The organism is Streptococcus oralis ATCC 35037 (assembly GCF_900637025.1).
GTDB classification, from domain to species: Bacteria; Bacillota; Bacilli; order Lactobacillales; family Streptococcaceae; genus Streptococcus; species Streptococcus oralis.
In genome coordinates this window covers 1,094,968-1,120,178 of record NZ_LR134336.1, presented here as the reverse complement: position 1 = coordinate 1,120,178, position 25,211 = coordinate 1,094,968, and the positions used below count along the sequence as shown (strand labels likewise).

Genomic DNA, 25,211 nt, shown 5'->3' with positions numbered 1-25,211 from the left:
GATGTCTATTACAACATTACTCACCCTCTTGGTCTCTTCTATGCTGATTTACTCAGCACCACTTATTTTTACGAGTATCGGAGGAGTTTTCTCTGAACGTGGTGGTGTCGTTAACGTCGGTCTTGAAGGAATTATGGTTATGGGAGCCTTTTCTGGGGTTGTCTTTAACCTTGAGTTTGCAGAACAACTTGGAGCGGCGACTCCTTGGATTTCCTTGTTAGTTGCTGGTATCGTGGGAGCTATTTTCTCCCTCATCCATGCCGTCGCTACAGTTCATTTCCGTGCAGACCATGTTGTCAGTGGTACAGTATTGAACTTGATGGCTCCTGCCCTAGCAGTTTTCTTGGTTAAAGTTCTTTATAACAAAGGGCAAACGGATAACTTAAGCCAGACTTTCGGACGTTTTGATTTCCCAGTTTTGGCTGATATCCCTGTGATTGGAGATATCTTCTTCAAGTCAACAAGTTTGCTAGGTTATATCGCGATTGCCTTCTCATTCCTTGCATGGTTTATTCTCTTTAAGACACGTTTTGGTCTTCGCCTTCGCTCTGTTGGTGAACACCCTCAGGCAGCGGATACCTTGGGGATCAATGTCTACAAGATGCGATATCTTGGGGTTATTATTTCAGGATTCCTAGGTGGAATTGGGGGAGCAATTTATGCTCAATCCATTTCAGTTAACTTCTCAGTGACAACTATTATCGGTCCTGGATTTATCGCCCTTGCGGCAATGATCTTTGGTAAATGGAACCCAATCGGTGCTATGCTTTCTAGTCTTTTCTTTGGACTTTCACAAAGTTTGGCAGTTATCGGTTCTCAATTACCTTTCCTACAAGGAGTGCCAGCGGTTTACCTTCAAATCGCGCCTTATGTCTTGACCATCCTTGTCTTGGCAGCCTTCTTTGGAAAAGCAGTTGCGCCTAAGGCAGATGGGATCAACTACATCAAGTCAAAATAAGCATACAAAAAAACGTCAGTTTCAAACTGGCGTTTTATTTGTTAGGATTTTGATGGGTTAGGTTCAATCCCCAAGGGACAAGATTTTCAGTTTTATTTTTGATACGTGTGATATTATCCTTGTGACGAATGATAATCAAGCTAGCAAGTGCTAGGATAATCAAAATGAAGAGAGGGTCATAGCTGTTCAGGATAAATCCAAATAGTGGAAATAGGAGAACTCCAATAACGGCTGCAATAGAAGCAGTAACGCTAGATAGTGAAATCATACTACCTAGATAGAGGCTTCCAAAGAATACGATTGCTAGATAGAGACAGAAAACAGGCGCAAATCCGAAAATCACTCCAGCACTGGTTGCGACAGCCTTACCACCTTTAAATCCTGCAAAGATAGGAAAGGTATGTCCAATTACGGCCAAAAGACCAAAGACGAGAGGTGATACACCTTGAAGGTGGAAAAGGATTGGAAGGAGAGTTGCCAAGGTTCCTTTAAAGAAGTCAATCACAAAGGTTGCCATACCCGCTTTCTTACCTAAAATTCGGAAAGTATTGGTTGTTCCGGTGTTTCCAGAACCATGTTCACGCAGATTTGTTTGAAAGAAGATTTGTCCAATCCATAGACCAGACGGAATCGAACCTAGCAGATAAGCTAAAATTAATAATACAAATGTCATCATAAAACTATTATACCATGAAATGCTATAGAAAGTCAGAGAATATCCTGTGAAATTGTGACGGCTGAAAGGGAAAAACTTTGCAAAATCGCTAGAAAACCTGTAAAATAGAAAAGATGAACAAATAGGAGGTTCCTTGTGTCAAAAAAGGAAATCAATATTAATAACTACAATGATGACGCCATTCAGGTGCTAGAAGGGTTGGATGCGGTCCGTAAACGTCCAGGGATGTATATTGGATCGACCGACGGTGCTGGTCTCCATCATCTAGTCTGGGAAATCGTGGATAATGCGGTTGACGAAGCCTTGTCTGGATTTGGTGATCGCATCGATGTGACGATTAATAAGGACGGGAGTTTAACGGTTCAAGACCACGGACGTGGGATGCCAACGGGAATGCACGCCATGGGAATTCCAACTGTTGAAGTTATCTTTACCATTCTCCACGCTGGAGGGAAATTCGGTCAAGGTGGCTATAAGACATCTGGAGGTCTTCACGGAGTCGGTTCTTCGGTTGTTAATGCCCTCTCAAGTTGGTTGGAAGTTGAAATTACCCGTGACGGTACAGTCTACAAGCAACGTTTTGAAAATGGCGGGAAACCCGTCACAACCTTGAAGAAAATTGGTACAGCACCCAAGTCTAAGACCGGTACCAAAGTCACTTTCATGCCTGACGCGACGATTTTCTCTACGACTGACTTCAAATACAATACCATTTCAGAACGACTCAATGAGTCAGCCTTTCTCTTAAAAAATGTGACCTTGTCTTTAACAGATAAGCGAACAGATGAAGCAATCGAATTCCATTATGAGAACGGGGTACAAGACTTTGTTTCTTACCTCAATGAAGACAAGGAAACCTTGACGCCAGTCCTATACTTTGAAGGCGAAGACAATGGTTTCCAAGTGGAGATTGCCCTCCAGTACAATGATGGATTTTCAGATAACATTCTATCCTTTGTCAATAACGTTCGTACTAAAGATGGTGGAACACATGAGACAGGACTCAAGTCTGCCATTACCAAGGTTATGAATGACTATGCGCGCAAGACAGGACTTCTCAAGGAAAAAGATAAAAACCTTGAAGGGTCAGACTACCGCGAGGGACTAGCAGCCGTTCTTTCTATTCTCGTTCCTGAAGAACACCTCCAGTTTGAGGGTCAGACCAAGGATAAACTGGGGAGTCCACTAGCTCGTCCGGTTGTGGATGGAATTGTGGCTGATAAGTTGACCTTCTTCCTTATGGAAAATGGAGAATTGGCTTCCAATCTCATTCGCAAGGCTATCAAGGCGCGTGATGCTCGTGAGGCAGCTCGCAAAGCGCGTGATGAGAGCCGAAATGGTAAGAAAAATAAAAAAGACAAGGGCTTGCTTTCTGGTAAATTGACTCCAGCCCAGTCTAAAAACCCTGCAAAGAATGAACTCTACCTAGTCGAAGGAGATTCTGCCGGTGGTTCTGCCAAGCAAGGTCGTGACCGTAAATTCCAAGCTATCTTGCCTCTTCGTGGCAAGGTTATCAATACAGCCAAGGCTAAGATGGCGGATATCCTCAAAAATGAAGAAATCAATACCATGATTTATACCATCGGTGCTGGTGTTGGAGCAGATTTCTCACTTGAAGATGCCAACTATGACAAGATTATTATCATGACCGATGCCGACACCGACGGTGCCCATATCCAAACTCTTCTTTTAACATTCTTCTACCGTTATATGCGTCCGCTAGTTGAGGCAGGCCATGTCTATATCGCCCTTCCTCCACTTTACAAGATGTCCAAAGGGAAAGGTAAGAAAGAAGAAGTGGCCTATGCTTGGACGGATGGTGAGTTAGAAGAACTTCGCAAGCAGTTCGGTAAAGGCGCTACGCTCCAACGCTATAAAGGTCTTGGTGAGATGAATGCAGACCAACTCTGGGAAACAACCATGAACCCAGAAACGCGTACCCTCATCCGTGTCACTATCGAAGACCTAGCACGCGCTGAACGTCGCGTCAATGTCCTTATGGGAGATAAGGTCGAACCACGCCGTAAGTGGATTGAGGATAATGTCAAGTTTACGCTTGAGGAAGCGACTGTGTTTTAAGGGGCATGAATAATGGTTGATTCAGGATATTCGATTTTTGGTAGTTACTTGGGTTTGGTTTTCTTAGTTTCTTTACCCTCGGCTATTCTTGCATTCTACATTAACAGTCGAAAAAAAAGTTTCCAAGGTTTATATGCACCGATTGTATTTACCTTGTTTATGATCTTGATGCTTTTATTCAATATGGATTCGTCAGAATCCGGTTCTTTAGTGGCATCCTTTGTCATGATTTTATTTGGTTTTCCTTTGATAGCAGGAGCCTTAATCTACACACTTATTCGATTGTGTTATGTCTATCCGGAGAAACGGTGGAAGGCTTTTTTGATTTTCCTATCCTATATTTTAGGTCCCCTATCTGTAGGTATTCTGGGATGGTATGTGGTAAATTTAGTTCAGATCCATCTGTTGACATTCTTGGTAATGATTTTGATGATTCTAGTTTCCTATCTTCCTCCTCTCTATCTCCATTACACCAAACGAAATCAGTAAGACATAGAATACTTTTTGGTTGGGTATAGTGATTAATTACTTAGATTATGTCAGAGATGGCAAATGGTTTACGATTTATAATGAAAAACAATTTCAAACAGCTCTAAGTGATGAAGAATTGAAATATGAGAACTGATCAGGAAATACTTGGACTGATTTTAGGGACAGTTAAAACTTTAAAAGTTGACGCTGGTAGGAACTCAAGTATCTCCTCCTCAATAATCTGACGGATGACCTTACTCAGACCCGTTTCTTTAAGGGTATAACCTATACCAGACAGGGGAGTTGTAAAATTCAAGTAAAGGTGATGATTATCTTTTGTAGGTAAACAATCGCTAAAACTATTGGAGGTGCGGTATTGATTACGTTATTAATGTTGCCTTTTTTCCTTGTTCTCCTAGCCATTTTTGGAATTATATATGATTTAACGACCAGTAAAGGGAGAAAAGAGTGTGCTCGCACAGTATCTTTGTTTATATTGAACATCCTCACTATTGGTATCTGTCTATTAGATCTACCAATGGAAAGTAAACCATACTCAGGAATAGGGTTTATCTTATTTTATGCACTTGCCTTCACCCCTTTGATGATTGTTTTTTCACTATATACTCTCTATCGGATTGGAAAACATTATAGGTATTTTAAGAGTAAGTTTGCTATAATACTTCGATTCAATGCTATTTTACTTTTCCTTCTTTCATTAGTAAATACTTTTGTATTATGGAGAAGCTTTCAAATATATCATAAAAACGATATGAATTTGTTTTATTTTATTTTAATCGTTTCGGGGATTTGTTCAACTATCCAATTGATAGTAGGCGAACTTGAGATGAAAAGAATACGAGACATCCAAAAACAAGAGGAGCTAGACGGCAATGAAAAATAATTCTATAAAAGATATGTGCAGACAATATAGAAGTGAAGTGCAAATGCTGAGATTGATTTTACAGGTAGCCGAAAATATACAAGTAGAAGCTGTCGCCATGTCTGGTTCACGGACAAATCCAAAAGCACCAAAAGACGAGTTTCAAGACTATGATGTTGTTTATGTCGTGGACGACTTAGATAATCTGACGAGTGACCTTTCTTGGTTAGACCAGTTTGGCAAACGTATTATTGAGCAGCATAATGTCCTAGGCAACCGTCGACTTTATCTGATGCTATTTGAAGATGGAAATCGGATTGATTTGACCCTCTGCCCCAAAGACCACATTCAAGAGTGGGTGGATAGTGAAGCTGATTATACAGTTTTGAAAGATGAGAAAGGCTTGTTTGAGTCCTATACTACAAGTCCTCAACGTTACTGGACAAATCCAGCTAGTCAGACAGATTTCGAAAAAGCCTGCAATGAATTTTGGTGGGTGTCAGCCTACGTGGTTAAAGGGATTTGTCGCAAGCAAGCCATCTATGCCACGAATCATCTCTACGGAATTTGTCAACAAGAACTCTTGAAGGTCTTGGCTTGGCGAGTTGCAGCAGATAGGGGGACGATTGATATTGGCAAGAACTATAAATATCTCTTTAACTATTTACCTGCTGAGAAAGAGAAGGAATTCTCAAATCTACTTGATTTTTCAAGTAGTGACAAAATCACTCAATCTTTGTTTGCTACGATGAACCTTTTCCACCAAGAGGCTCAGTCCCTTGCTCAAAAAATGGGATTTAACTACGATAAAGAAGTAGCTGAGAAGATGATTCAGTATGCTGAGGAGAGACTTTCAGATCACCAACTAAATAAAGTATATAATTTAAAAGATTAAACTACAGAAAAGATAGTTTAGTTATATATAGTAACTGAACACGGGACTAATTTCTGTAAATTATCCCTTATTCTATAAAAATCTACTCTACATTCTTTGAAAGGAGTTGAACATGCCCTAAATGCTGTAAGAAAAAGATAAATTCTCTTGTGAGCATCGCTCACTGCTAGAATTTCCTATTTTCACTTTGCATTTTACGGGCTTTGTATCCTATATGAGTAACATTCAAAACATGTCCCTGGAGGACATCATGGGAGAGCGCTTTGGTCGCTACTCCAAATACATCATTCAAGACCGGGCTTTGCCAGATATTCGTGATGGCTTGAAGCCGGTTCAACGTCGTATTCTTTATTCTATGAATAAAGATGGCAATACTTTTGACAAGAGCTACCGTAAGTCTGCCAAGTCAGTCGGGAACATCATGGGGAATTTCCACCCACACGGTGATTCTTCTATCTATGATGCCATGGTTCGTATGTCACAGGACTGGAAAAACCGTGAGATTCTGGTTGAAATGCACGGTAATAACGGTTCTATGGACGGAGATCCGCCTGCGGCTATGCGTTATACCGAGGCTCGTTTGTCTGAGATTGCTGGTTATCTTCTTCAAGATATCGAAAAGAAGACAGTTCCCTTTGCTTGGAACTTTGACGATACCGAGAAAGAACCGACGGTTTTGCCAGCAGCATTTCCAAACCTCTTGGTCAATGGTTCGACTGGGATTTCGGCTGGTTATGCTACAGACATTCCTCCCCATAATTTAGCTGAGGTTATTGATGCGACGGTTTACATGATTGACCACCCAACAGCCAAGGTGGACAAACTCATGGAATTCTTACCTGGGCCAGACTTCCCGACAGGAGGGATTATTCAAGGGCGTGACGAAATAAAGAAGGCTTATGAAACTGGGAAAGGGCGCGTGGTTGTTCGTTCTAAGACGGAGATTGAAAAGCTAAAAGGCGGTAAGGAGCAAATCGTTATCACTGAGATTCCTTATGAAATCAATAAGGCTAATCTAGTTAAGAAAATTGATGATGTTCGTGTCAATAACAAGGTGGCAGGTATTGCTGAGGTTCGTGATGAGTCTGACCGTGACGGTCTTCGTATCGCTATTGAGCTCAAGAAAGATGCTAATACCGAGCTCGTACTCAACTATCTCTTCAAATACACTGACCTTCAAATCAACTACAACTTCAACATGGTGGCGATTGACAATTTCACACCTCGTCAGGTTGGGATTGTCCCAATTTTGTCTAGCTATATCGCCCACCGTCGTGAAGTGATTTTGGCACGTTCCCGCTTTGATAAGGAAAAGGCTGAGAAACGTCTGCATATCGTTGAAGGTTTGATTCGCGTGATTTCGATTTTGGACGAAGTCATTGCCCTTATCCGTGCTTCTGAGAATAAGGCTGACGCCAAGGAAAACCTCAAGGTCAGCTATGAGTTTACAGAAGAGCAGGCTGAAGCTATCGTGACCTTACAACTTTACCGTTTGACCAATACAGACGTGGTTGTCTTGCAGGAAGAAGAAGCAGAACTTCGTGAGAAGATTGCCATGCTGGCGGCGATTATCGGTGATGAACGAACTATGTACAATCTGATGAAGAAAGAACTCCGTGAGGTCAAAAAGAAATTTGCGACTCCACGTTTGAGTACTTTAGAAGACACTGCGAAAGCAATCGAGATTGATACAGCTAGTTTGATTGCCGAGGAAGATACCTATGTCAGCGTGACTAAGGCAGGCTATATCAAACGCACTAGCCCACGTTCCTTTGCCGCTTCCACTCTGGAAGAAATTGGCAAGCGTGATGATGATCGTTTGATCTTTGTTCAATCTGCCAAGACAACCCAGCACCTCTTGATGTTTACAACTCTTGGGAATGTCATCTATCGACCAATCCATGAATTGGCAGACATTCGCTGGAAGGACATCGGAGAGCACTTGAGCCAAACGATTACAAACTTTGAAACTAACGAAGAAATCCTTTATGCAGAAGTAGTGGATCAGTTTGATGATGCGACAACTTATTTTGTAGCGACTCGCCTTGGTCAAATTAAGCGCGTAGAACGCAAAGAATTCTCTCCATGGCGGACCTACAAGTCGAAGTCTGTTAAGTATGCTAAGCTCAAAGACGAGACAGACCAGATTGTAGCAGTAGCACCAATCAAACTGGATGATGTTCTCTTGATTAGTCAAAATGGTTATGCCCTTCGTTTCAATATCGAAGAGGTTCCAGTTGTTGGTGCCAAGGCTACAGGTGTCAAGGCTATGAACCTGAAAGCAGATGATGCGCTTCAGGCAGCCTTTATCTGTAACACCTCATCCTTCTACCTCTTGACCCAACGTGGAAGCTTGAAACGCGTTTCCATTGAGGAAATTCCAGCGACCAGCCGTGCTAAACGAGGCCTACAAGTCTTGCGTGAGTTGAAAAACAAACCGCACCGTGTCTTTTTAGCAGGAGCAGTCGCAGAGCAAGGTTTCTTTGGTGATCTCTTTAGTACAGAAGTAGAAGAAAACGACCAAACGCTGCTTGTCCAATCTAACAAGGGAACAATCTATGAAAGCCGATTGCAAGATTTGAATTTGTCTGAACGCACTAGCAATGGAAGCTTTATTTCAGACACGATTTCAGATGAAGAAGTTTTCGATGCTTACCTCAAAGAAGTCTTTAAAGAGGACAAAACAAATTCGTAAAAAGAATCAGTCCAGAGGGCTGATTTCTTTATGTTGAAAAAATTTTCAGAAAATTACAAATAATACTTGAAATTTTACTAGAAAAGTGTAGAATAGAACACATAGTTTGAATAGTATAAAGGAGAAACACATGACAGTTGCAATTGATTGGGAAAACCTTGGATTTGCTTATATGAAATTACCTTACCGTTATATCGCTCACTACAAAAATGGTCAATGGGATCAAGGAGAATTGACAGAGGATGCAACCTTGCATATTTCAGAGTCTTCTCCAAGTCTCCACTATGGACAGCAAGCATTTGAGGGATTGAAAGCCTATCGTACCAAAGACGGCAGTGTTCAACTGTTCCGTCCTGACGAAAATGCCAAGCGTTTGCAACGTACTTGCGACCGTCTTTTGATGCCACAAGTTCCGACAGAAATGTTTGTAGAAGCTTGTAAAGCAGTTGTGAGTGCAAATGAAGAATACGTCCCACCATATGGAACAGGTGGAACCCTTTATCTTCGTCCACTTTTGATTGGTGTTGGGGATATTATTGGGGTTAAACCTGCAGAAGAGTATATTTTCACCATCTTTGCTATGCCAGTTGGTAACTATTTTAAAGGTGGTTTAGTCCCAACAAATTTCTTGATTCAGGATGAATACGACCGTGCAGCTCCGAATGGTACAGGTGCGGCCAAGGTAGGTGGAAACTATGCTGCAAGTCTCCTCCCAGGTAAAATGGCCAAGTCACGCCAATTTTCAGATGTTATCTACCTAGACCCATCTACACATACAAAGATTGAAGAAGTCGGTTCAGCTAACTTCTTTGGAATTACAGCTGACAATGAATTTGTAACACCATTGAGTCCATCTATCTTGCCATCTATTACCAAGTATTCTTTGCTTTACTTGGCAGAACACCGCTTGGGCTTGACACCGATTGAAGGTGATGTTCCAATTGATAATTTGGATCGTTTTGTAGAGGCAGGTGCTTGTGGAACAGCAGCGGTTATTTCGCCAATTGGAGGCATCCAACATGGCGATGATTTCCATGTTTTCTATAGTGAAACAGAAGTAGGTCCTGTGACACGTAAACTCTATGATGAATTGACTGGTATCCAATTTGGTGATGTAGATGCACCTGAAGGATGGATTGTCAAAGTGGACTAAAAGACATGAAGTAAAGAAGAACTCCATAGCAGTTGTAAGGACTGAAATGGAGTTTTTTCTTGCTAGTTTGAGCATTTTCTTGTACAATAGAAAAAGTGAAAAGAGGTACAGTATGAGTAAAAAAGATAAGAAAATTGAAATCCAATTAACCGATGCAAAAGTGACTGTTGGAAAAGACAGCTATGAAGGATATGTTTTGACGATCGGGAAAAAGGTTATTGGAGAAATTGCCGAATTAGATAGCCAATTTGCCATCATAAAGAATGGAAATGTCGATAGTTTTTATAAAAAACTTGAAAAAGCTGTGGAAATTTTGATTGAAAACTATAATTTGACAAAATAATACTTGTTTTATTGAAAATTTCATGATATAATAGTTCTCGTTAAACATTGGAGAGATAGCGAAGAGGCTAAACGCGGCGGACTGTAAATCCGCTCCTTCGGGTTCGGGGGTTCGAATCCCTCTCTCTCCATTCATCAATGGGGTATAGCCAAGCGGTAAGGCAAGGGACTTTGACTCCCTCATGCGTTGGTTCGAATCCAGCTACCCCAGTTCTTAGGTAATAAATTCAAGATAAAAAGAAAAATATCTTAGGGTATTTTATTTTTATAATTGAAAGACGTGAACGATATGAACATGTCTTTGCGGGTGCTTAGGAAAAAAATTATAAGTATGTCAAGTTTTTGAAAAAAACTTGATTGTTGGAGGATTTTTTAGATGAACGAATTTGAAGATTTGCTAAATAGCGTTAGCCAAGTTGAGCCTGGTGATGTTGTTAGTGCTGAAGTATTGACAGTTGATGCGACTCAAGCTAACGTTGCAATCTCTGGGACTGGTGTTGAAGGTGTCTTGACTCTTCGCGAATTGACAAACGATCGCGATGCAGATATCAATGACTTTGTGAAAGTAGGAGAAGTATTGGATGTTCTTGTACTTCGTCAAGTAGTTGGTAAAGATACTGATACAGTTACATACCTTGTATCTAAAAAACGCCTTGAAGCTCGCAAAGCATGGGACAAACTTGTAGGACGCGAAGAAGAAGTTGTTACTGTTAAAGGCACTCGTGCTGTTAAAGGTGGACTTTCAGTAGAATTTGAAGGTGTTCGTGGATTCATCCCAGCTTCAATGTTGGATACTCGTTTCGTACGTAACACTGAGCGTTTCGTAGGTCAAGAATTTGATGCTAAAATCAAAGAAGTTGATCCTAAAGAAAACCGCTTCATCCTTTCACGTCGTGAAGTTGTTGAAGCAGCTACTGCAGCAGCTCGTGCTGAAGTATTCGGTAAATTGGCTGTTGGTGATGTCGTAACTGGTAAAGTTGCTCGTATCACAAGTTTCGGTGCTTTCATCGACCTTGGTGGTGTTGATGGATTGGTTCACTTGACTGAATTGTCACACGAACGTAACGTATCACCTAAATCAGTTGTAACTGTTGGTGAAGAAATCGAAGTGAAGATCCTTGATCTTAACGAAGAAGAAGGACGCGTATCACTTTCACTTAAAGCAACAACACCTGGACCATGGGATGGCGTTGAGCAAAAATTGGCTAAAGGTGATGTAGTAGAAGGAACAGTTAAACGTTTGACTGACTTTGGTGCATTTGTTGAAGTATTGCCAGGTATCGATGGACTTGTTCACGTATCACAAATTTCACACAAACGTATCGAAAATCCAAAAGAAGCTCTTACTGTTGGTCAAGAAGTTACTGTTAAAGTACTTGATGTTAACGCTGACGCAGAACGTGTATCACTTTCTATCAAAGCTCTTGAAGAACGTCCAGCTCAAGAAGAAGGACAAAAAGAAGAAAAACGTGCTGCTCGTCCACGTCGTCCAAAACGTCAAGAAAAACGTGATTTCGAACTTCCAGAAACACAAACAGGATTCTCAATGGCTGACTTGTTCGGTGATATCGAACTTTAATCAAATTGATAATCACAAAATCCTTTGTTTAAAACAAGGGATTTTTCTTTTGTCTCTTTCTCATTTTTGATATAATAGTTCTATGTTAGATTCAGAAAAACAATCACAATATCAATTGTTAAATGAGGAACTCTCTTATTTACTTGAAGGTGAGAGCAATGTTCTTGCCAATCTTTCGAATGCTAGTGCCCTCCTAAAATCTCGCTTTCCGAATACTGTATTTGCAGGGTTTTATCTGTTTGATGGTAGCGAGTTGGTTTTAGGGCCTTTTCAGGGTGGTGTTTCTTGTATTCGCATTCCGCTTGGGAAAGGCGTTTGTGGAGAAGCTGCTGAGTTTCAAGAGACTGTTTTAGTTGGCGATGTGAGCACCTATCCAAACTACATTTCTTGTGATAGTATGGCCAATAGTGAAATCGTGGTTCCCCTGCTCAAGAATGGTCGATTGCTGGGTGTCTTAGACTTGGATTCTTCACTTATTGATGATTACAATGCCATTGACCGTGATTACTTGGAACAATTTGTCGCTATTTTGCTTGAGAAGACAGAATGGGACTTTACGATGTTTGAGGAGAAAGCCTAATGTATCAAGCACTTTATCGAAAATATAGAAGCCAAACTTTTTCACAATTGGTCGGACAAGAAGTTGTGGCTAAAACCCTAAAACAAGCGGTCGAGCAGGAAAAGATTAGTCATGCCTATCTTTTTTCAGGACCTCGTGGGACTGGGAAGACCAGTGTAGCCAAGATTTTTGCCAAGGCTATGAACTGTCCAAACCAAGTGGACGGAGAACCGTGTAATAACTGCTATATCTGTCAGGCTGTGACAGAAGGTAGCTTAGAAGATGTTATCGAAATGGATGCAGCTTCGAATAACGGAGTTGATGAAATCCGAGAAATTCGTGATAAATCTACCTATGCACCTAGTTTGGCACGTTATAAGGTCTATATCATAGACGAGGTTCATATGCTGTCTACAGGAGCTTTTAATGCGCTTTTGAAGACTTTGGAAGAACCAACTCAAAATGTCGTCTTTATCTTGGCGACCACCGAATTGCACAAGATTCCAGCAACTATTTTATCGCGTGTCCAACGTTTTGAGTTTAAATCGATTAGAACGCAAGATATCACAGCACATATTCATCATATTTTAGAAAAAGAGCATATCAGTTCTGAACCAGATGCCGTGGAAATCATTGCAAGACGAGCTGAAGGTGGGATGCGGGATGCCTTGTCTATTCTGGACCAAGCTTTGAGTTTGACGCAAGGGAATGCTTTAACCACAGCTATCTCTGAGGAGATTACAGGCACCATTAGTCTATCAGCACTTGATGACTATGTAGCCGCCTTGTCTCAGCAGGATGTTTCAAAAGCGCTTGATTCTTTGAATCTTTTGTTTGAAAATGGCAAGAGCATGACTCGTTTTGTGACGGATCTTTTACAGTACTTGCGTGATTTACTAGTTGTTCAGACAGGTAGCGAAAATACTCATCATAGTCCAGTTTTTATGGACAATCTAGCTCTTTCTCAGGAAAGTCTCTTTGAAATGATTCGAATAGCGACTGTGAGTTTGGCGGATATGAAAGCTAGCCTGCAACCTAAGATTTATGCTGAGATGATGACCATTCGTTTAGCTGAGATTAAGCCCGAACCATTGCTTTCAGAAGCTGTCGAAAGTGAGATTTCTGCACTGAGACAGGAAGTCGCTCGTCTTAAACAAGAACTTGCCAATGTTGGAACAGCTCCTAAACAAGTGGCGCCAGTCCCTAGCCGTCCAGCCACTTCCAAGACAGTCTATCGAGTAGACCGTAATAAGGTTCAGGCTATCCTACAAGAAGCTGTTGAAAATCCTGATTTGGCACGGCAAAACTTGATTCGCCTTCAGAATGCATGGGGGGAAGTGATCGAAAGCTTAGCTGGTCCTGATAAGGCTCTGCTTGTTGGTTCTCAACCAGTTGCAGCCAACGAACACCATGCTATTTTAGCTTTTGAATCTAATTTCAATGCTGGACAAACCATGAAACGGGATAACCTCAATACCATGTTTGGCAATATTCTTAGCCAGGCGGCTGGATTTTCACCTGAAATCCTGGCAATTTCCCTAGAGGAATGGAAAGAGGTTCGTGCAGCATTTTCAGCTAGAAACAAGTCTTCTCAAGCTGATCAAGAGGCGGAAGAAGAAAGCCTAATTCCAGAAGGATTTGAATTTCTGGCTGATAAAGTCATGATCGAAGAAGACTAAAAGTGGATTTCATGGTACAATAATTCTATGACTAGACAACAATTTATCGTGATAGCACTATTTACTGCTGCTGAGACTTATTTTTTCAATGAAGCTTGGATGACTGGTCGCTATTTCATGGCAGCATTTTGGGCTATTCTACTTTTTCGAAATTTTAGGTTAAGTTATGTAATGGGTAAAATAGTAGACGCCATTGATCAGCACCTAAACCGCAAGGATTAGTCACTAGCTTCTAAACAAAATCAAAGCCTTTTAGGCTTTTTTTTGTTATACTAGTAGAGTATATTTATGGACCTTTTCTTGTATTTTTAGAGAAATGTAAGTGATTTCGCTAAGGATAAAGGAAGTAGGCCAGAAAAAGAAAGGAACTATCATGTCAGTATTAGAGATCAAAGATCTTCACGTTGAGATTGAAGGAAAAGAAATTTTGAAAGGGGTCAATCTGACTCTGAAAACAGGAGAAATCGCAGCTATCATGGGACCAAATGGTACTGGTAAATCGACTCTTTCTGCAGCTATCATGGGGAACCCTAACTATGAAGTTACCAAAGGTGAGGTTTTATTTGATGGTGTAAACATCCTTGAGTTGGAAGTAGACGAGCGAGCGCGTATGGAACTTTTCCTGGCTATGCAATATCCATCTGAAATTCCTGGAATTACCAATGCAGAGTTTCTTCGTGCAGCCATGAATGCTGGTAAAGAAGATGATGAAAAGATTTCGGTTCGTGAGTTCATCACTAAACTAGACGAGAAAATGGAATTGCTCAACATGAAAGAAGAAATGGCAGAGCGTTACCTCAACGAAGGTTTCTCTGGTGGTGAGAAAAAACGTAATGAAATTCTTCAACTCTTGATGTTGGAACCAACTTTTGCCCTTTTGGATGAGATTGACTCAGGTCTTGATATTGACGCTCTTAAAGTTGTATCGAAAGGTGTCAATGCTATGCGTGGTGAAGGCTTTGGTGCTATGATCATCACACACTACCAACGTCTTTTGAACTACATCACACCAGACGTGGTCCACGTGATGATGGAAGGTCGTGTGGTCCTTTCTGGTGGTCCAGAATTGGCTGCCCGTTTGGAACGTGAAGGATACGCAAAACTAGCTGAAGAACTTGGCTACGACTACAAGGAAGAATTGTAATTCCCTCGTATCTTTTAGGAGAAGTAAATGACTAAAGAGAATATTAAACTTTTTTCAGAAATGCACGCTGAACCAAGCTGGTTGGCTGACCTCCGTCAAAAAGCTTTTGATAAGATTGAGAGTTTGGAATTACCAGTCATTGAGCGTGTCAAATTTCACCGTTGGAATCTGGGAGATGGAACCATCACAGAAAGTGAACTTTCAGCAAATGTTCCTGACTTCACGGCTCTAGATAATCACTTGAAGTTGGTGCAAGTAGGAACGCAGACTGTTTTTGAACAAACTCCAGTTGAATTGGCTGAACAAGGAGTAGTCTTTACAGACTTTCACTCAGCTTTAGAAGAAATTCCAGAACTTATCGAGGAATTCTTCATGTCATCTGTTAAGTATGATGACGACAAGTTGGCAGCCTACCATACAGCTTATTTCAATAGTGGGGCTCTACTCTACATCCCTGATAATGTTGAGATTACAGAGCCAATCGAAGGAATTTTCTACCAAGACAGTGATAGCGATGTGCCATTTAACAAGCATATTATGATTATCGCTGGTAAAAATTCTAAGATTAGTTATCTTGAACGTCTAGAGTCACGAGGGGAAGGTAGTGCCAAAGCAACTGCTAATATCACAGTCGAAGTGATTGCTCGTTCTGGTGCGCAAGTGAAATTTGCGGCCATTGACCGTTTAGGTGAAAATGTCACTGCCTACATTAGCCGTCGTGGTAAACTAGGAAACGATGCAAGCATTGACTGGGCAATCGGTGTTATGAACGAAGGAAACGTCGTTGCGGACTTTGATAGTGACTTGATTGGTAATGGTAGCCATGCAGATCTCAAGGTCGTAGCACTTTCAAGTGGCCGTCAGGTTCAAGGGATTGATACTCGAGTGACTAACTATGGTTGCAACTCAATCGGAAATATCCTCCAACATGGGGTTATCCTTGAAAAAGCAACATTGACCTTCAATGGTATCGGCCACATTATCAAAGGAGCTAAGGGAGCAGATGCCCAACAAGAGAGCCGTGTTCTCATGCTTTCTGACCAAGCGCGTTCAGATGCCAACCCAATTCTCTTGATTGATGAAAATGACGTAACTGCAGGTCACGCGGCTTCTATCGGTCAGGTGGATCCAGAAGATATGTACTACCTCATGAGCCGTGGCTTGGATAAGGCAACTGCAGAACGCTTGGTTGTTCGAGGTTTCCTTGGATCTGTTATCGTTGAGATTCCAGTCAAAGAAGTTCGTGACGAAATGATTGCAACGATCGAAGAAAAATTGTCAAAACGCTAAGGGGAAGCCGATGTTAGATGTAGAAGCGATTCGCAAGGATTTTCCAATTTTAGACCAGATTGTCAACGATGAACCTCTGGTCTATCTGGACAATGCTGCGACGACACAAAAACCACTAGCAGTTCTGGAAACAATCAACCGCTACTATGAGCAGGACAATGCCAATGTTCACCGTGGTGTTCATACCTTGGCGGAGCGAGCAACAGCTTCTTATGAAGCTGCTCGTGAAACCATTCGTAAGTTTATCAATGCAGGCTCTACAAAGGAAGTTCTCTTTACCAGAGGAACGACAACCAGTCTTAACTGGGTGGCACGCTTTGCTGAGGAGATTTTGACTGAGGGAGACCAGGTCTTGATTTCTGTCATGGAACACCATTCCAATATCATTCCTTGGCAGGAAGCTTGTCGCAAGACTGGGGCAGAGCTTGTCTATGTCTATCTCAAGGATGGAGCTCTGGATATGGATGACTTGCGCGCTAAATTGACGGACAAGGTCAAGTTTGTTTCGCTAGCTCATGCCTCTAATGTCCTTGGTGTGGTCAATCCTATCAAGGAAATCACGAAATTGGCCCACCAAGTTGGAGCTATCATGGTAGTGGATGGTGCTCAATCTACGCCTCATATGAATATTGATGTCCAGGACTTGGATGTGGACTTCTTTGCTTTTTCCGGTCACAAGATGGCTGGTCCGACTGGTATCGGTGTTCTTTATGGCAAAGAAAAGTATCTGGAACAAATGTCACCAATTGAATTTGGTGGTGAGATGATCGATTTTGTCTACGAACAATCTGCTAGTTGGAAGGAATTGCCTTGGAAATTTGAGGCTGGAACGCCAAATATGGCAGGTGCTATTGGACTTGCTGCAGCAGTGGATTATCTAGAAAAGATTGGTATGGATGCCATTGAAGCTCATGAACAGGAATTGATTGCATACGTCTATCCAAAATTGCAGGCCATTGAAGGTTTGACCATTTATGGTTCGCAAGACCTGGCTCAACGGTCAGGTGTCATTGCCTTTAACCTAGGTGATCTCCATCCTCACGACCTAGCGACTGCTTTGGATTATGAAGGAGTAGCCGTTCGTGCGGGTCATCATTGTGCCCAACCCTTGCTCCAGTATTTAGAAGTCCCAGCAACAGCTCGCGCAAGTTTTTATATCTACAATACCAAGGCAGATTGTGACAAGCTAGTCGATGCCCTACAAAAGACAAAGGAGTTTTTCAATGGCACTTTCTAAACTAGATAGCCTTTATATGGCAGTGGTGGCAGACCATTCGAAAAATCCACATCACCAAGGGAAGCTGGAAGATGCTGAGCAAATTAGCCTCAATAATCCAACCTGTGGGGATGTTATCAACCTCTCTGTCAAGTTTGACGCAGAGGACCGTTTGGAAGATATTGCTTTTCTAAATTCAGGATGCACGATTTCAACTGCCTCTGCTAGTATGATGACAGATGCAGTTTTAGGCAAGACCAAACAAGAAATTTTAGAGCTTGCAACCATTTTTTCTGAAATGGTTCAAGGGCAAAAAGATGAGCGTCAAGACCAACTTGGCGATGCAGCTTTCTTATCAGGTGTTGCTAAATTTCCGCAACGGATCAAATGTGCAACCCTGGCTTGGAATGCCCTTAAGAAAACAATTGAAGATCAAGAAAAACAGTAAGACAAGTTTCTTTTGTCTTACGAATCAGTAGAAATGAAGAATGAAAGAAAGGATATTATGGCTGAAGAAAGAGTAGAACCAAAACCAATTGACCTTGGTGAATATAAATTTGGTTTCCATGACGATGTAGAGCCTGTCCTATCGACAGGAAAAGGATTGAACGAAGAAGTCATTCGCGAATTATCAGCTGCTAAGGGAGAACCTGAGTGGATGTTAGAATTCCGTTTGAAGTCTTATGAAACCTTCAAAAAAATGCCTATGCAAACCTGGGGAGCAGACTTGTCAGAGATTGACTTTGATGACTTGATCTATTACCAAAAACCATCTGATAAACCAGCCCGTTCTTGGGATGATGTACCTGAAAAGATTAAAGAAACCTTTGAACGTATCGGTATTCCAGAAGCTGAACGTGCTTATCTAGCAGGTGCTTCTGCCCAGTACGAGTCAGAAGTGGTTTACCACAACATGAAGGAAGAGTTCCAGAAATTGGGGATTATCTTTACAGATACGGATTCTGCCCTCAAGGAATACCCAGACTTGTTTAAACAATACTTTGCGAAGTTGGTACCACCGACTGATAACAAGTTGGCGGCCCTCAACTCAGCAGTATGGTCGGGTGGAACCTTTATCTACGTGCCAAAAGGTGTCAAGGTAGATATTCCACTTCAAACCTATTTCCGTATCAATAACGAAAATACAGGTCAGTTCGAACGTACCTTGATTATCGTTGATGAGGGAGCAAGTGTCCACTATGTAGAAGGATGTACAGCACCAACATATTCAAGTAATAGCCTGCACGCTGCTATTGTAGAAATTTTCGCTTTGGACGGAGCTTATATGCGTTATACTACTATCCAAAACTGGTCAGATAACGTTTATAACTTGGTAACGAAACGTGCCAAAGCCTTGAAAGATGCGACTGTTGAGTGGATTGATGGAAACTTGGGTGCCAAAACAACCATGAAATACCCATCTGTTTACCTAGATGGAGAAGGGGCCCGTGGTACTATGCTCTCTATCGCCTTTGCTAATGCTGGTCAACACCAAGATACTGGTGCCAAGATGATCCACAACGCACCGCATACAAGCTCGTCTATCGTTTCTAAATCCATCGCTAAAGGCGGAGGGAAGGTTGACTACCGTGGACAAGTAACCTTTAACAAGAACTCTAAGAAATCTGTTTCTCACATCGAGTGTGATACCATTATCATGGATGACTTATCAGCTTCAGATACCATTCCATTTAATGAAATCCACAACTCGCAAGTTGCATTAGAGCACGAAGCCAAGGTATCTAAGATTTCAGAAGAACAACTCTACTACCTCATGAGCCGTGGTTTGTCAGAATCTGAAGCTACCGAGATGATTGTCATGGGATTTGTGGAACCCTTCACAAAAGAACTTCCAATGGAATATGCAGTTGAGCTGAACCGCTTGATTAGCTATGAAATGGAAGGGTCAGTCGGATAAGGGCAAAAAGGAGAAGCAAATGGGATTCTAAAAAAAATTATTTGGTAATATCGAGAAAGCGAATAAAGGCGAAATTTCTGCCGAGGAAATTGTTCCATGGTTTACAAATGATTTAGTAGAAGAAGCAGATGATTATTGGCGACAAATGGAACAAAACCTCTTGATAAATGCTGTAAAAGCTGCTGGTGGTCCTGAGTCGGTAGAACGCGCTTTTGTTCTTGCTAATTTCAAGGAAAATCAAGAAACCTTTGAGCTCTTTTATCAGGTAAATGGTCAACTTCTTTCATGGAGAGAGATGGATGAGACTGTTATTGATAAAATCAGCAATCAACTCCTTCCGCAAGCGGCAGAAGTAGCGCGTGCAGTAAATGAAAATTATGAAGAGGCAAATGTACCAGTAATCCAGTACGCTATGCTTCAGTTTGAAACTGCAACCATGGCTTGGTTTGGTCGGAAGCTGACAACAGCTTCTCCAGAAGCACAACTGACTTTTGAAGAATTGGTATCTGGTTGGCGCGCTATTTTGGAACAAGAAGTTCCAAATCTTCCTTTAGATAGTGACCGTCCGTTCCCTTACTTTGAAGTTTAAAAAATCCCAAATCCCCAAAAACTTTCAATGGAGTATACTGAGCCTACTCGCTTGATCAGTAACAAATTGAAAGAATCACTGGGTAAAAATGCAAATTCTGAACAGGAAGTCTTCCTGTTCAGAATTTTTTTCAAAAAAGGACCTAATAAATATTCACAAAAATGCTTTTATGTGGTAAAATAAAACAATTACATTTAGTGGAGATGAAGTATGAATATTTTTAGAACCAAGGATGTTAGTCTAGGACGAACGGAAATGCGTCGCCATTTGAAATTGTGGGATTTGATTCTTCTAGGGATTGGTGCCATGGTGGGGACAGGAATTTTCACCATTACAGGAACAGCAGCGGCTACCCTAGCTGGTCCATCACTAGTGGTTTCCATTGTGATTTCTGCCCTGTGTGTTTCTCTATCAGCCCTCTTTTTTGCAGAATTTGCCTCTCGTGTTCCTGCAACTGGTGGCGCTTATAGTTACCTCTATGCGATTTTAGGAGAATTGCCAGCCTGAATTGCTGGCTGGTTGACCATTATGGAATTCATGACGGCTGTTTCAGGTGTGGCGTCTGGCTGGGCAGCTTACTTTAAGGGATTGCTCAGTAATTATGGTATCTCCATGCCCATAGCTTTGAATGGAACCTTTAACCCTGAACAAGGTACCTATATCGATCTTCTGCCTATTTTAGTACTGACATTGGTAACGGGATTGGTTTTATTAAATTCTAAGGCAGCTTTGAGATTTAATTCGCTTTTAGTGGTCTTGAAATTCTCAGCTCTCGCCTTATTTATCCTAGTTGGTATTTGGTACATCAGGCCAGAAAATTGGACGAATTTTGCTCCCTTTGGTTTTGGTCAACTATATGGTGGAAGTACTGGGATTATGGCGGGTGCATCTTTGATGTTCTTTGGATTTCTCGGATTTGAGTCTATTTCCATGGCAGTTGATGAAATTCAAAGCCCGCAAAAAAATATTCCTCGCGGAATTGTCCTTTCTCTGACAATCGTCACCATTCTCTATGCTTTGGTAACCTTAGTATTGACAGGGATTGTTCACTACAGTAAGCTCAATGTGGACGATGCAGTAGCATTTTCATTACGGAGTATTGGTATCGGCTGGGCGGCAAATTATGTTTCGCTTGTAGCCATTCTAACCCTGATAACCGTATGTATCTCTATGACTTATGCTTTGTCTCGGATGATTTATAGCTTAGCTCGTGATGGACTTTTACCTCAAAGTTTCAAACAATTAAGCAAGACTAGTTGCGTTCCTAAAAATGCGACCCTTTTAACAGGAGTTGCTTCAGCCATTGCTGCAGGAGTCTTTCCTCTAGCTAGTATTGCAGCCTTCTTAAATATCTGTACGCTAGCTTATCTCATTTTGCTAGCCTACGGAATAATAAAACTCAGAAAGGATAAGGGTATGCCAAAAGAGGGAGAGTTTAAAACACCCTTGGTGCCACTTTTGCCAATTCTTTCCATTCTTATCTGTGTTTCCTTTATGCTTCAATATAGTCTAGATACCTGGATTGCCTTTAGCATCGCTCTTGTAGTTGGTCTAGTCATTTACTTTACTTACGGGTTCCGCCATTCAACCCTCGCAGAAGAAGAATAAAAGCTGGGAATTCCCAGCTTTTTTAATCTTTCACATAAGTGAATCCTTCACCCAGAATTTCATGAGCCTCAGTGATGGTGATAAAGGCTTGAGGATCGATTTTGTGAATCATATCTTTTATTTTAACGATTTCGTTTCGACCGACGATACAGTAGATAATTTTTAAATCCTTTTTGCTGTAGTAGCCTTGACCAGATATAAAGGTAACGCCACGTCCGAGTTCATCGTTAATCTCTTTGGCCAATTGATCAGGATATTGGGTAATAATCATAAATCCTTTACCAGCATAACCTCCTTCGCCGATCAAGTCGATAACACGAGCGATGATAAAGTCAAATAAGAGGGTATAGGTAACTAGACGAAGATCCTGGAAGATAATCAAAATCAACATTAGGATGAAAAAGTCAATCCCAAAGAGCAATTTACCAATCGAAATATTGGTGTATTTGTTGAGGATACGGGCAACGATATCAGAGCCACCAGTGGTTCCACCAGCATTAAAGATAATTCCTAAACCAACCCCCAGTAAGACTCCTGAGACTAAAGCGACAATGATGAGATCCCCTTGCAAGTCGATGTGCAAAGGAATGCGCTCAAAAATTGCTAGCCAGACGGAAAGTGAAATAGATCCTAGAAGGCTGGAGTAGAGGGTCTTAGGTCCAAATATCTTCCAAGCCAGGATAAATAAAGGGATATTAATCAAGAGGTTCATCAATGAGACAGGAATCTTAAAGAGATAGTAGGTAATCAAGGTAATACCTGTCGCCCCTCCCTCAAATAAATGATAAGGAACAACAAAGTAGGTAAGGCCGAAGGCATAGATAGCGGCTCCAAGAATAATGGTGATAATCGGTTGAAGTTTTCGAATCATGGCTGTTCCTCACTTTTCTATAGATAGATTATACCAAAAATTCAGTTCTTTTCATCGGATCACTTATGATTTTTTATCATTTTTTTGATATAATAAAGGAGAAAATCCCAATCCTATCGAGAAGAATAGAAAGATTGAATTATGACACAAGTAAAAATTGTAACGGACTCTTCTGTTACTATCGAACCAGAAGTAGTTAAAGAATTAAATATCACTGTTGTCCCTCTATCAGTTATGATTGATAGTGTGCTTTATTCGGATGCAGATTTGAAAGAGGGAGAATTCCTTCATCTTATGCAACAAAGTAAGAATCTGCCTAAAACAAGCCAGCCACCTGTAGGAGTGTTTGCTGAGGTCTTTGAAGAACTAGGTAAAGATGGCAGTCAAATTATCGCCATTCACATGTCCCATGCCTTGTCTGGAACTGTGGAAGCTGCTCGCCAAGGGGCAAGTCTCTCAACTGCTGATGTAACAGTTATTGATAGTTCCTTTACAGATCAAGCGATGAAGTTCCAAGTTGTTGAAGCCGCAAAACTTGCTAAAGAAGGTAAAGATTTAGAAACGATCTTAGCTCATGTAGAGGACGTCAAAAATCATACAGAACTCTATATCGGTGTTTCGACGCTAGAAAACTTAGTTAAGGGTGGTCGTATTGGACGTGTGACAGGATTACTAAGCTCACTCTTGAATATTCGTGTAGTAATGCAGATGAAAAACCACGAACTCCAACCAATCGCCAAAGGACGTGGAGCGAAAACTTTCAAAAAGTGGCTTGAGGAATTAACCAATACTCTTTCCCAAAAATCAGTTGCAGAAATTGGAATTTCCTATGCTGGAACGAACGAATGGGCGAATGAGATGAAGGCATTATTGCAACCTTATGTTGAGAAGCCAATCTCTGTATTGGAAACTGGCTCTATTATTCAAACTCATACTGGAGAGAATGCTTGGGCGATTCTAATTCGCTACAATTCCTAAAAAAATAGAGAAAAAATGGTCAAAATAGTGTTTTTGACTTGACCTATAGCCGATTTTAGGATATGATTATATTTGTTAATTAGAAATTATTTGGAGGATTTGTTAACATGGCAAACAAACAAGATTTGATCGCTAAAGTAGCAGAAGCTACAGAATTGACTAAGAAAGATTCAGCAGCAGCAGTTGACGCTGTATTTGCAGCAGTAACTGAATACCTTGCAGCTGGTGAAAAAGTTCAATTGATCGGTTTCGGTAACTTTGAAGTTCGTGAGCGTGCAGCACGTAAAGGTCGCAACCCACAAACTGGTAAAGAAATCAAAATCGCAGCTTCTAAAGTTCCAGCATTCAAAGCTGGTAAAGCTCTTAAAGACGCTGTTAAATAATGAATTTTCAAAAAGCCTGTCATATCAAGCTTCATTGCTTGGTCGATAGGCTTTTTTTGTTGCTTTGGGGTATTTTTGGGGCAAAAAGAAAAAAGAAAAAGGTTCTCACGTATGAGAACCTTCTTTTCATTAGTTTTTAGAAGCTGCTTGGAATTCAGGGTTTTTCCATGCTTCATCAATGATAGCTTGCAATTCTTTAGCTGATGCTTGCATTTTTTGAGTTTCGGCATCATTCAATGGGATGTTTACTGGACGAACGATACCGTGCGCACCAACAACAGCTGGTTGACCGATAAAGACGTTTTTAACACCGTATTGACCTTCTTGGAAGACTGAAAGTGGAAGTACTGCATTTTCGTCATCAAGGATTGCTTTTGTGATACGAGCAAGTGCTACAGCGATACCGTAGTAGGTAGCTCCTTTTTTGTTGATGATTGTGTAGGCAGCGTCACGAACTCCTTCGAACAATTCAATCAATTCAGATTCTTGAACGTTTTGAGTATCTTTAAGGAATTCTTCAAGGTTTACACCAGCGATGTTAGCGTGTGACCAAACCGCAAATTCAGAATCTCCGTGTTCACCCATGATGTAGGCGTGAACTGAACGAGCATCAACATCCAATTTTTCAGCAAGTGCTTGACGGAAACGTGCTGAGTCAAGTGAAGTACCTGAACCGATAACACGTTCTTTAGGGAATCCAGAGAATTTCCAAGTTGAGTAAGTCAAAACGTCAACTGGGTTAGCTGCAACAAGGAAGATACCATCAAAACCTGATTCAACAACTTGTGTTACGATTGATTTGTTGATAGCCAAGTTTTTACCTACAAGGTCAAGACGAGTTTCACCTGGTTTTTGAGGAGCACCTGCAGTGATAACAACAAGGTCAGCGTCTGCACAGTCAGCGTATTGAGCAGCGTAGATTTTTTTAGGTGAAGTGAAGGCAAGGGCGTGGCTAAGATCAAGCGCATCACCTACAGCTTTTTCGTGTAATTGAGGAATTTCGATAATTCCAAGCTCTTGTGCAATTCCTTGGTTAACAAGTGCGAAAGCGTAAGATGAACCTACGGCACCGTCACCAACAAGGATCACTTTTTTGTGTTGTTTAGTTGAAGTCATTATCTAAACATCTCCTTCATTTTTTTTAGGGGAATCCCCAGACAATTTCATTCTATCACTTTTGAAAAGCTTTGTCACGAATATTCTATTCGGTTATCGATGTAAACGTTTTAGTGGTTTTCAAAGACT

22 protein-coding genes, 2 tRNA genes and 1 pseudogene are annotated in these 25,211 nt (G+C 41.2%); 22 read left to right on the top strand and 3 right to left on the bottom strand.

What is annotated here, in order from left to right; genetic code table 11:
* The first annotated feature begins 1 nt into the window (after position 1).
* The gene (locus tag EL140_RS05670) at positions 2-958 is read left to right on the top strand and encodes an ABC transporter permease (RefSeq protein WP_000029130.1); all 957 of its coding nucleotides are present in this window, start codon (positions 2-4) and stop codon (positions 956-958) included.
* 34 nt (positions 959-992) lie between these two features.
* Here the strand turns inward: EL140_RS05670 and plsY are convergent, their stop codons facing one another.
* Complete coding sequence (gene plsY, locus EL140_RS05665) at positions 993-1,634, bottom strand: glycerol-3-phosphate 1-O-acyltransferase PlsY (RefSeq protein WP_000988206.1); 642 nt, start codon at positions 1,632-1,634, stop codon at positions 993-995.
* A 135-nt stretch (positions 1,635-1,769) separates the two neighbouring features.
* On the opposite strand from plsY, the gene parE reads away from it, so the two are divergent.
* The 19 genes and pseudogenes from parE to EL140_RS05560 all read left to right on the top strand — a co-directional run bounded on the left by parE (position 1,770) and on the right by EL140_RS05560 (position 21,734).
* The gene (parE, locus tag EL140_RS05660) at positions 1,770-3,713 is read left to right on the top strand and encodes a DNA topoisomerase IV subunit B (RefSeq protein WP_000037293.1); all 1,944 of its coding nucleotides are present in this window, start codon (positions 1,770-1,772) and stop codon (positions 3,711-3,713) included.
* Positions 3,714-4,575: 862 nt separating this feature from the next.
* Positions 4,576-5,088 carry a hypothetical protein gene (locus EL140_RS05645; protein ID WP_000936536.1) on the top strand — a complete coding sequence of 171 codons (513 nt, stop codon included), beginning with the start codon at positions 4,576-4,578 and terminating at the stop codon, positions 5,086-5,088.
* Entirely contained in the window at positions 5,078-5,962 is an 885-nt protein-coding gene (locus tag EL140_RS05640) for an aminoglycoside 6-adenylyltransferase (RefSeq protein WP_000794838.1), read from the top strand. The genes EL140_RS05645 and EL140_RS05640 overlap by 11 nt, the downstream gene beginning before the upstream one ends.
* A gap of 214 nt (positions 5,963-6,176) precedes the next feature.
* The gene (gene parC, locus EL140_RS05635) at positions 6,177-8,657 is read left to right on the top strand and encodes a DNA topoisomerase IV subunit A (RefSeq protein ID WP_002874660.1); all 2,481 of its coding nucleotides are present in this window, start codon (positions 6,177-6,179) and stop codon (positions 8,655-8,657) included.
* 115 nt (positions 8,658-8,772) lie between these two features.
* On the top strand, positions 8,773-9,810 hold the full coding sequence (locus EL140_RS05630; RefSeq protein WP_282644647.1) for a branched-chain amino acid aminotransferase: 1,038 nt from the start codon (positions 8,773-8,775) through the stop codon (positions 9,808-9,810).
* Between the two features lie 112 nt (positions 9,811-9,922).
* Complete coding sequence (locus tag EL140_RS05625) at positions 9,923-10,153, top strand: DUF2969 domain-containing protein (protein WP_000037107.1); 231 nt, start codon at positions 9,923-9,925, stop codon at positions 10,151-10,153.
* A gap of 49 nt (positions 10,154-10,202) precedes the next feature.
* Positions 10,203-10,283 (top strand) — tRNA-Tyr (locus EL140_RS05620).
* Positions 10,284-10,291: 8 nt separating this feature from the next.
* Positions 10,292-10,363 (top strand) — tRNA-Gln (locus tag EL140_RS05615).
* A gap of 165 nt (positions 10,364-10,528) precedes the next feature.
* Positions 10,529-11,731, top strand: coding sequence for a 30S ribosomal protein S1 (gene rpsA, locus EL140_RS05610; protein WP_001001617.1), 1,203 nt, complete (start codon positions 10,529-10,531; stop codon positions 11,729-11,731).
* 82 nt (positions 11,732-11,813) lie between these two features.
* Complete coding sequence (locus EL140_RS05605; RefSeq protein WP_000887144.1) at positions 11,814-12,311, top strand: GAF domain-containing protein; 498 nt, start codon at positions 11,814-11,816, stop codon at positions 12,309-12,311.
* The gene (gene dnaX, locus EL140_RS05600; RefSeq protein ID WP_000283843.1) at positions 12,311-13,969 is read left to right on the top strand and encodes a DNA polymerase III subunit gamma/tau; all 1,659 of its coding nucleotides are present in this window, start codon (positions 12,311-12,313) and stop codon (positions 13,967-13,969) included. Before EL140_RS05605 ends, dnaX begins: the two co-directional genes overlap by 1 nt.
* Before the next feature lie 27 nt (positions 13,970-13,996).
* Complete coding sequence (locus EL140_RS05595; protein ID WP_000198269.1) at positions 13,997-14,191, top strand: DUF3272 family protein; 195 nt, start codon at positions 13,997-13,999, stop codon at positions 14,189-14,191.
* 151 nt (positions 14,192-14,342) lie between these two features.
* Positions 14,343-15,113 (top strand): Fe-S cluster assembly ATPase SufC, encoded by a 771-nt coding sequence (gene sufC, locus EL140_RS05590; protein ID WP_000114486.1) that lies wholly within the window; start codon positions 14,343-14,345, stop codon positions 15,111-15,113.
* Between the two features lie 27 nt (positions 15,114-15,140).
* Positions 15,141-16,403, top strand: a complete 1,263-nt coding sequence (gene sufD / locus EL140_RS05585; RefSeq protein WP_000159652.1) for a Fe-S cluster assembly protein SufD — start codon at positions 15,141-15,143, stop codon at positions 16,401-16,403.
* Positions 16,404-16,413: 10 nt separating this feature from the next.
* A complete protein-coding gene (locus EL140_RS05580; protein ID WP_000887702.1) occupies positions 16,414-17,640 on the top strand; it encodes a cysteine desulfurase in 1,227 nt (408 codons plus the stop codon).
* Entirely contained in the window at positions 17,627-18,067 is a 441-nt protein-coding gene (gene sufU, locus EL140_RS05575; RefSeq protein ID WP_001218478.1) for a Fe-S cluster assembly sulfur transfer protein SufU, read from the top strand. The genes EL140_RS05580 and sufU overlap by 14 nt, the downstream gene beginning before the upstream one ends.
* 57 nt (positions 18,068-18,124) lie before the next feature.
* Entirely contained in the window at positions 18,125-19,537 is a 1,413-nt protein-coding gene (sufB, locus tag EL140_RS05570; RefSeq protein WP_000797056.1) for a Fe-S cluster assembly protein SufB, read from the top strand.
* Between the two features lie 49 nt (positions 19,538-19,586).
* Positions 19,587-20,126, top strand: coding sequence for a hypothetical protein (locus tag EL140_RS05565; protein WP_232007603.1), 540 nt, complete (start codon positions 19,587-19,589; stop codon positions 20,124-20,126).
* A gap of 210 nt (positions 20,127-20,336) precedes the next feature.
* A pseudogene (locus EL140_RS05560) lies at positions 20,337-21,734 on the top strand (APC family permease).
* A gap of 22 nt (positions 21,735-21,756) precedes the next feature.
* Here the strand turns inward: EL140_RS05560 and EL140_RS05555 are convergent.
* Entirely contained in the window at positions 21,757-22,605 is an 849-nt protein-coding gene (locus EL140_RS05555) for a YitT family protein (RefSeq protein WP_000619786.1), read from the bottom strand.
* A 141-nt stretch (positions 22,606-22,746) separates the two neighbouring features.
* Between EL140_RS05555 and EL140_RS05550 the strand changes: the two genes are divergently transcribed.
* Both EL140_RS05550 and EL140_RS05545 read left to right on the top strand, forming a co-directional pair.
* Complete coding sequence (locus EL140_RS05550; protein ID WP_000195456.1) at positions 22,747-23,583, top strand: DegV family protein; 837 nt, start codon at positions 22,747-22,749, stop codon at positions 23,581-23,583.
* A 107-nt stretch (positions 23,584-23,690) separates the two neighbouring features.
* A complete protein-coding gene (locus tag EL140_RS05545; protein ID WP_001284636.1) occupies positions 23,691-23,966 on the top strand; it encodes an HU family DNA-binding protein in 276 nt (91 codons plus the stop codon).
* Positions 23,967-24,095: 129 nt separating this feature from the next.
* On the opposite strand, the gene EL140_RS05540 is transcribed toward EL140_RS05545, so the two are convergent.
* Entirely contained in the window at positions 24,096-25,082 is a 987-nt protein-coding gene (locus EL140_RS05540) for an L-lactate dehydrogenase (protein WP_000204719.1), read from the bottom strand.
* Between the last annotated feature and the right edge of the window lie 129 nt (positions 25,083-25,211).

Bases quoted from the DNA above. Each gene is read 5' to 3' on its own strand.
- sufD (WP_000159652.1), top strand. From the start codon at position 15,141: ATGACTAAAGAGAATATTAAACTTTTTTCAGAAATGCACGCTGAACCA.
- sufC (WP_000114486.1), top strand. From the start codon at position 14,343: ATGTCAGTATTAGAGATCAAAGATCTTCACGTTGAGATTGAAGGAAAA.
- EL140_RS05605 (WP_000887144.1), top strand. From the start codon at position 11,814: ATGTTAGATTCAGAAAAACAATCACAATATCAATTGTTAAATGAGGAA.
- EL140_RS05540 (WP_000204719.1), bottom strand. From the start codon at position 25,082: ATGACTTCAACTAAACAACACAAAAAAGTGATCCTTGTTGGTGACGGT.
- EL140_RS05550 (WP_000195456.1), top strand. From the start codon at position 22,747: ATGACACAAGTAAAAATTGTAACGGACTCTTCTGTTACTATCGAACCA.
- EL140_RS05580 (WP_000887702.1), top strand. From the start codon at position 16,414: ATGTTAGATGTAGAAGCGATTCGCAAGGATTTTCCAATTTTAGACCAG.
- sufB (WP_000797056.1), top strand. From the start codon at position 18,125: ATGGCTGAAGAAAGAGTAGAACCAAAACCAATTGACCTTGGTGAATAT.
- EL140_RS05640 (WP_000794838.1), top strand. From the start codon at position 5,078: ATGAAAAATAATTCTATAAAAGATATGTGCAGACAATATAGAAGTGAA.
- rpsA (WP_001001617.1), top strand. From the start codon at position 10,529: ATGAACGAATTTGAAGATTTGCTAAATAGCGTTAGCCAAGTTGAGCCT.
- EL140_RS05670 (WP_000029130.1), top strand. From the start codon at position 2: ATGTCTATTACAACATTACTCACCCTCTTGGTCTCTTCTATGCTGATT.
- dnaX (WP_000283843.1), top strand. From the start codon at position 12,311: ATGTATCAAGCACTTTATCGAAAATATAGAAGCCAAACTTTTTCACAA.
- parC (WP_002874660.1), top strand. From the start codon at position 6,177: ATGAGTAACATTCAAAACATGTCCCTGGAGGACATCATGGGAGAGCGC.
- sufU (WP_001218478.1), top strand. From the start codon at position 17,627: ATGGCACTTTCTAAACTAGATAGCCTTTATATGGCAGTGGTGGCAGAC.
- plsY (WP_000988206.1), bottom strand. From the start codon at position 1,634: ATGATGACATTTGTATTATTAATTTTAGCTTATCTGCTAGGTTCGATT.
- EL140_RS05555 (WP_000619786.1), bottom strand. From the start codon at position 22,605: ATGATTCGAAAACTTCAACCGATTATCACCATTATTCTTGGAGCCGCT.
- EL140_RS05595 (WP_000198269.1), top strand. From the start codon at position 13,997: ATGACTAGACAACAATTTATCGTGATAGCACTATTTACTGCTGCTGAG.
- EL140_RS05545 (WP_001284636.1), top strand. From the start codon at position 23,691: ATGGCAAACAAACAAGATTTGATCGCTAAAGTAGCAGAAGCTACAGAA.
- EL140_RS05625 (WP_000037107.1), top strand. From the start codon at position 9,923: ATGAGTAAAAAAGATAAGAAAATTGAAATCCAATTAACCGATGCAAAA.
- EL140_RS05645 (WP_000936536.1), top strand. From the start codon at position 4,576: ATGTTGCCTTTTTTCCTTGTTCTCCTAGCCATTTTTGGAATTATATAT.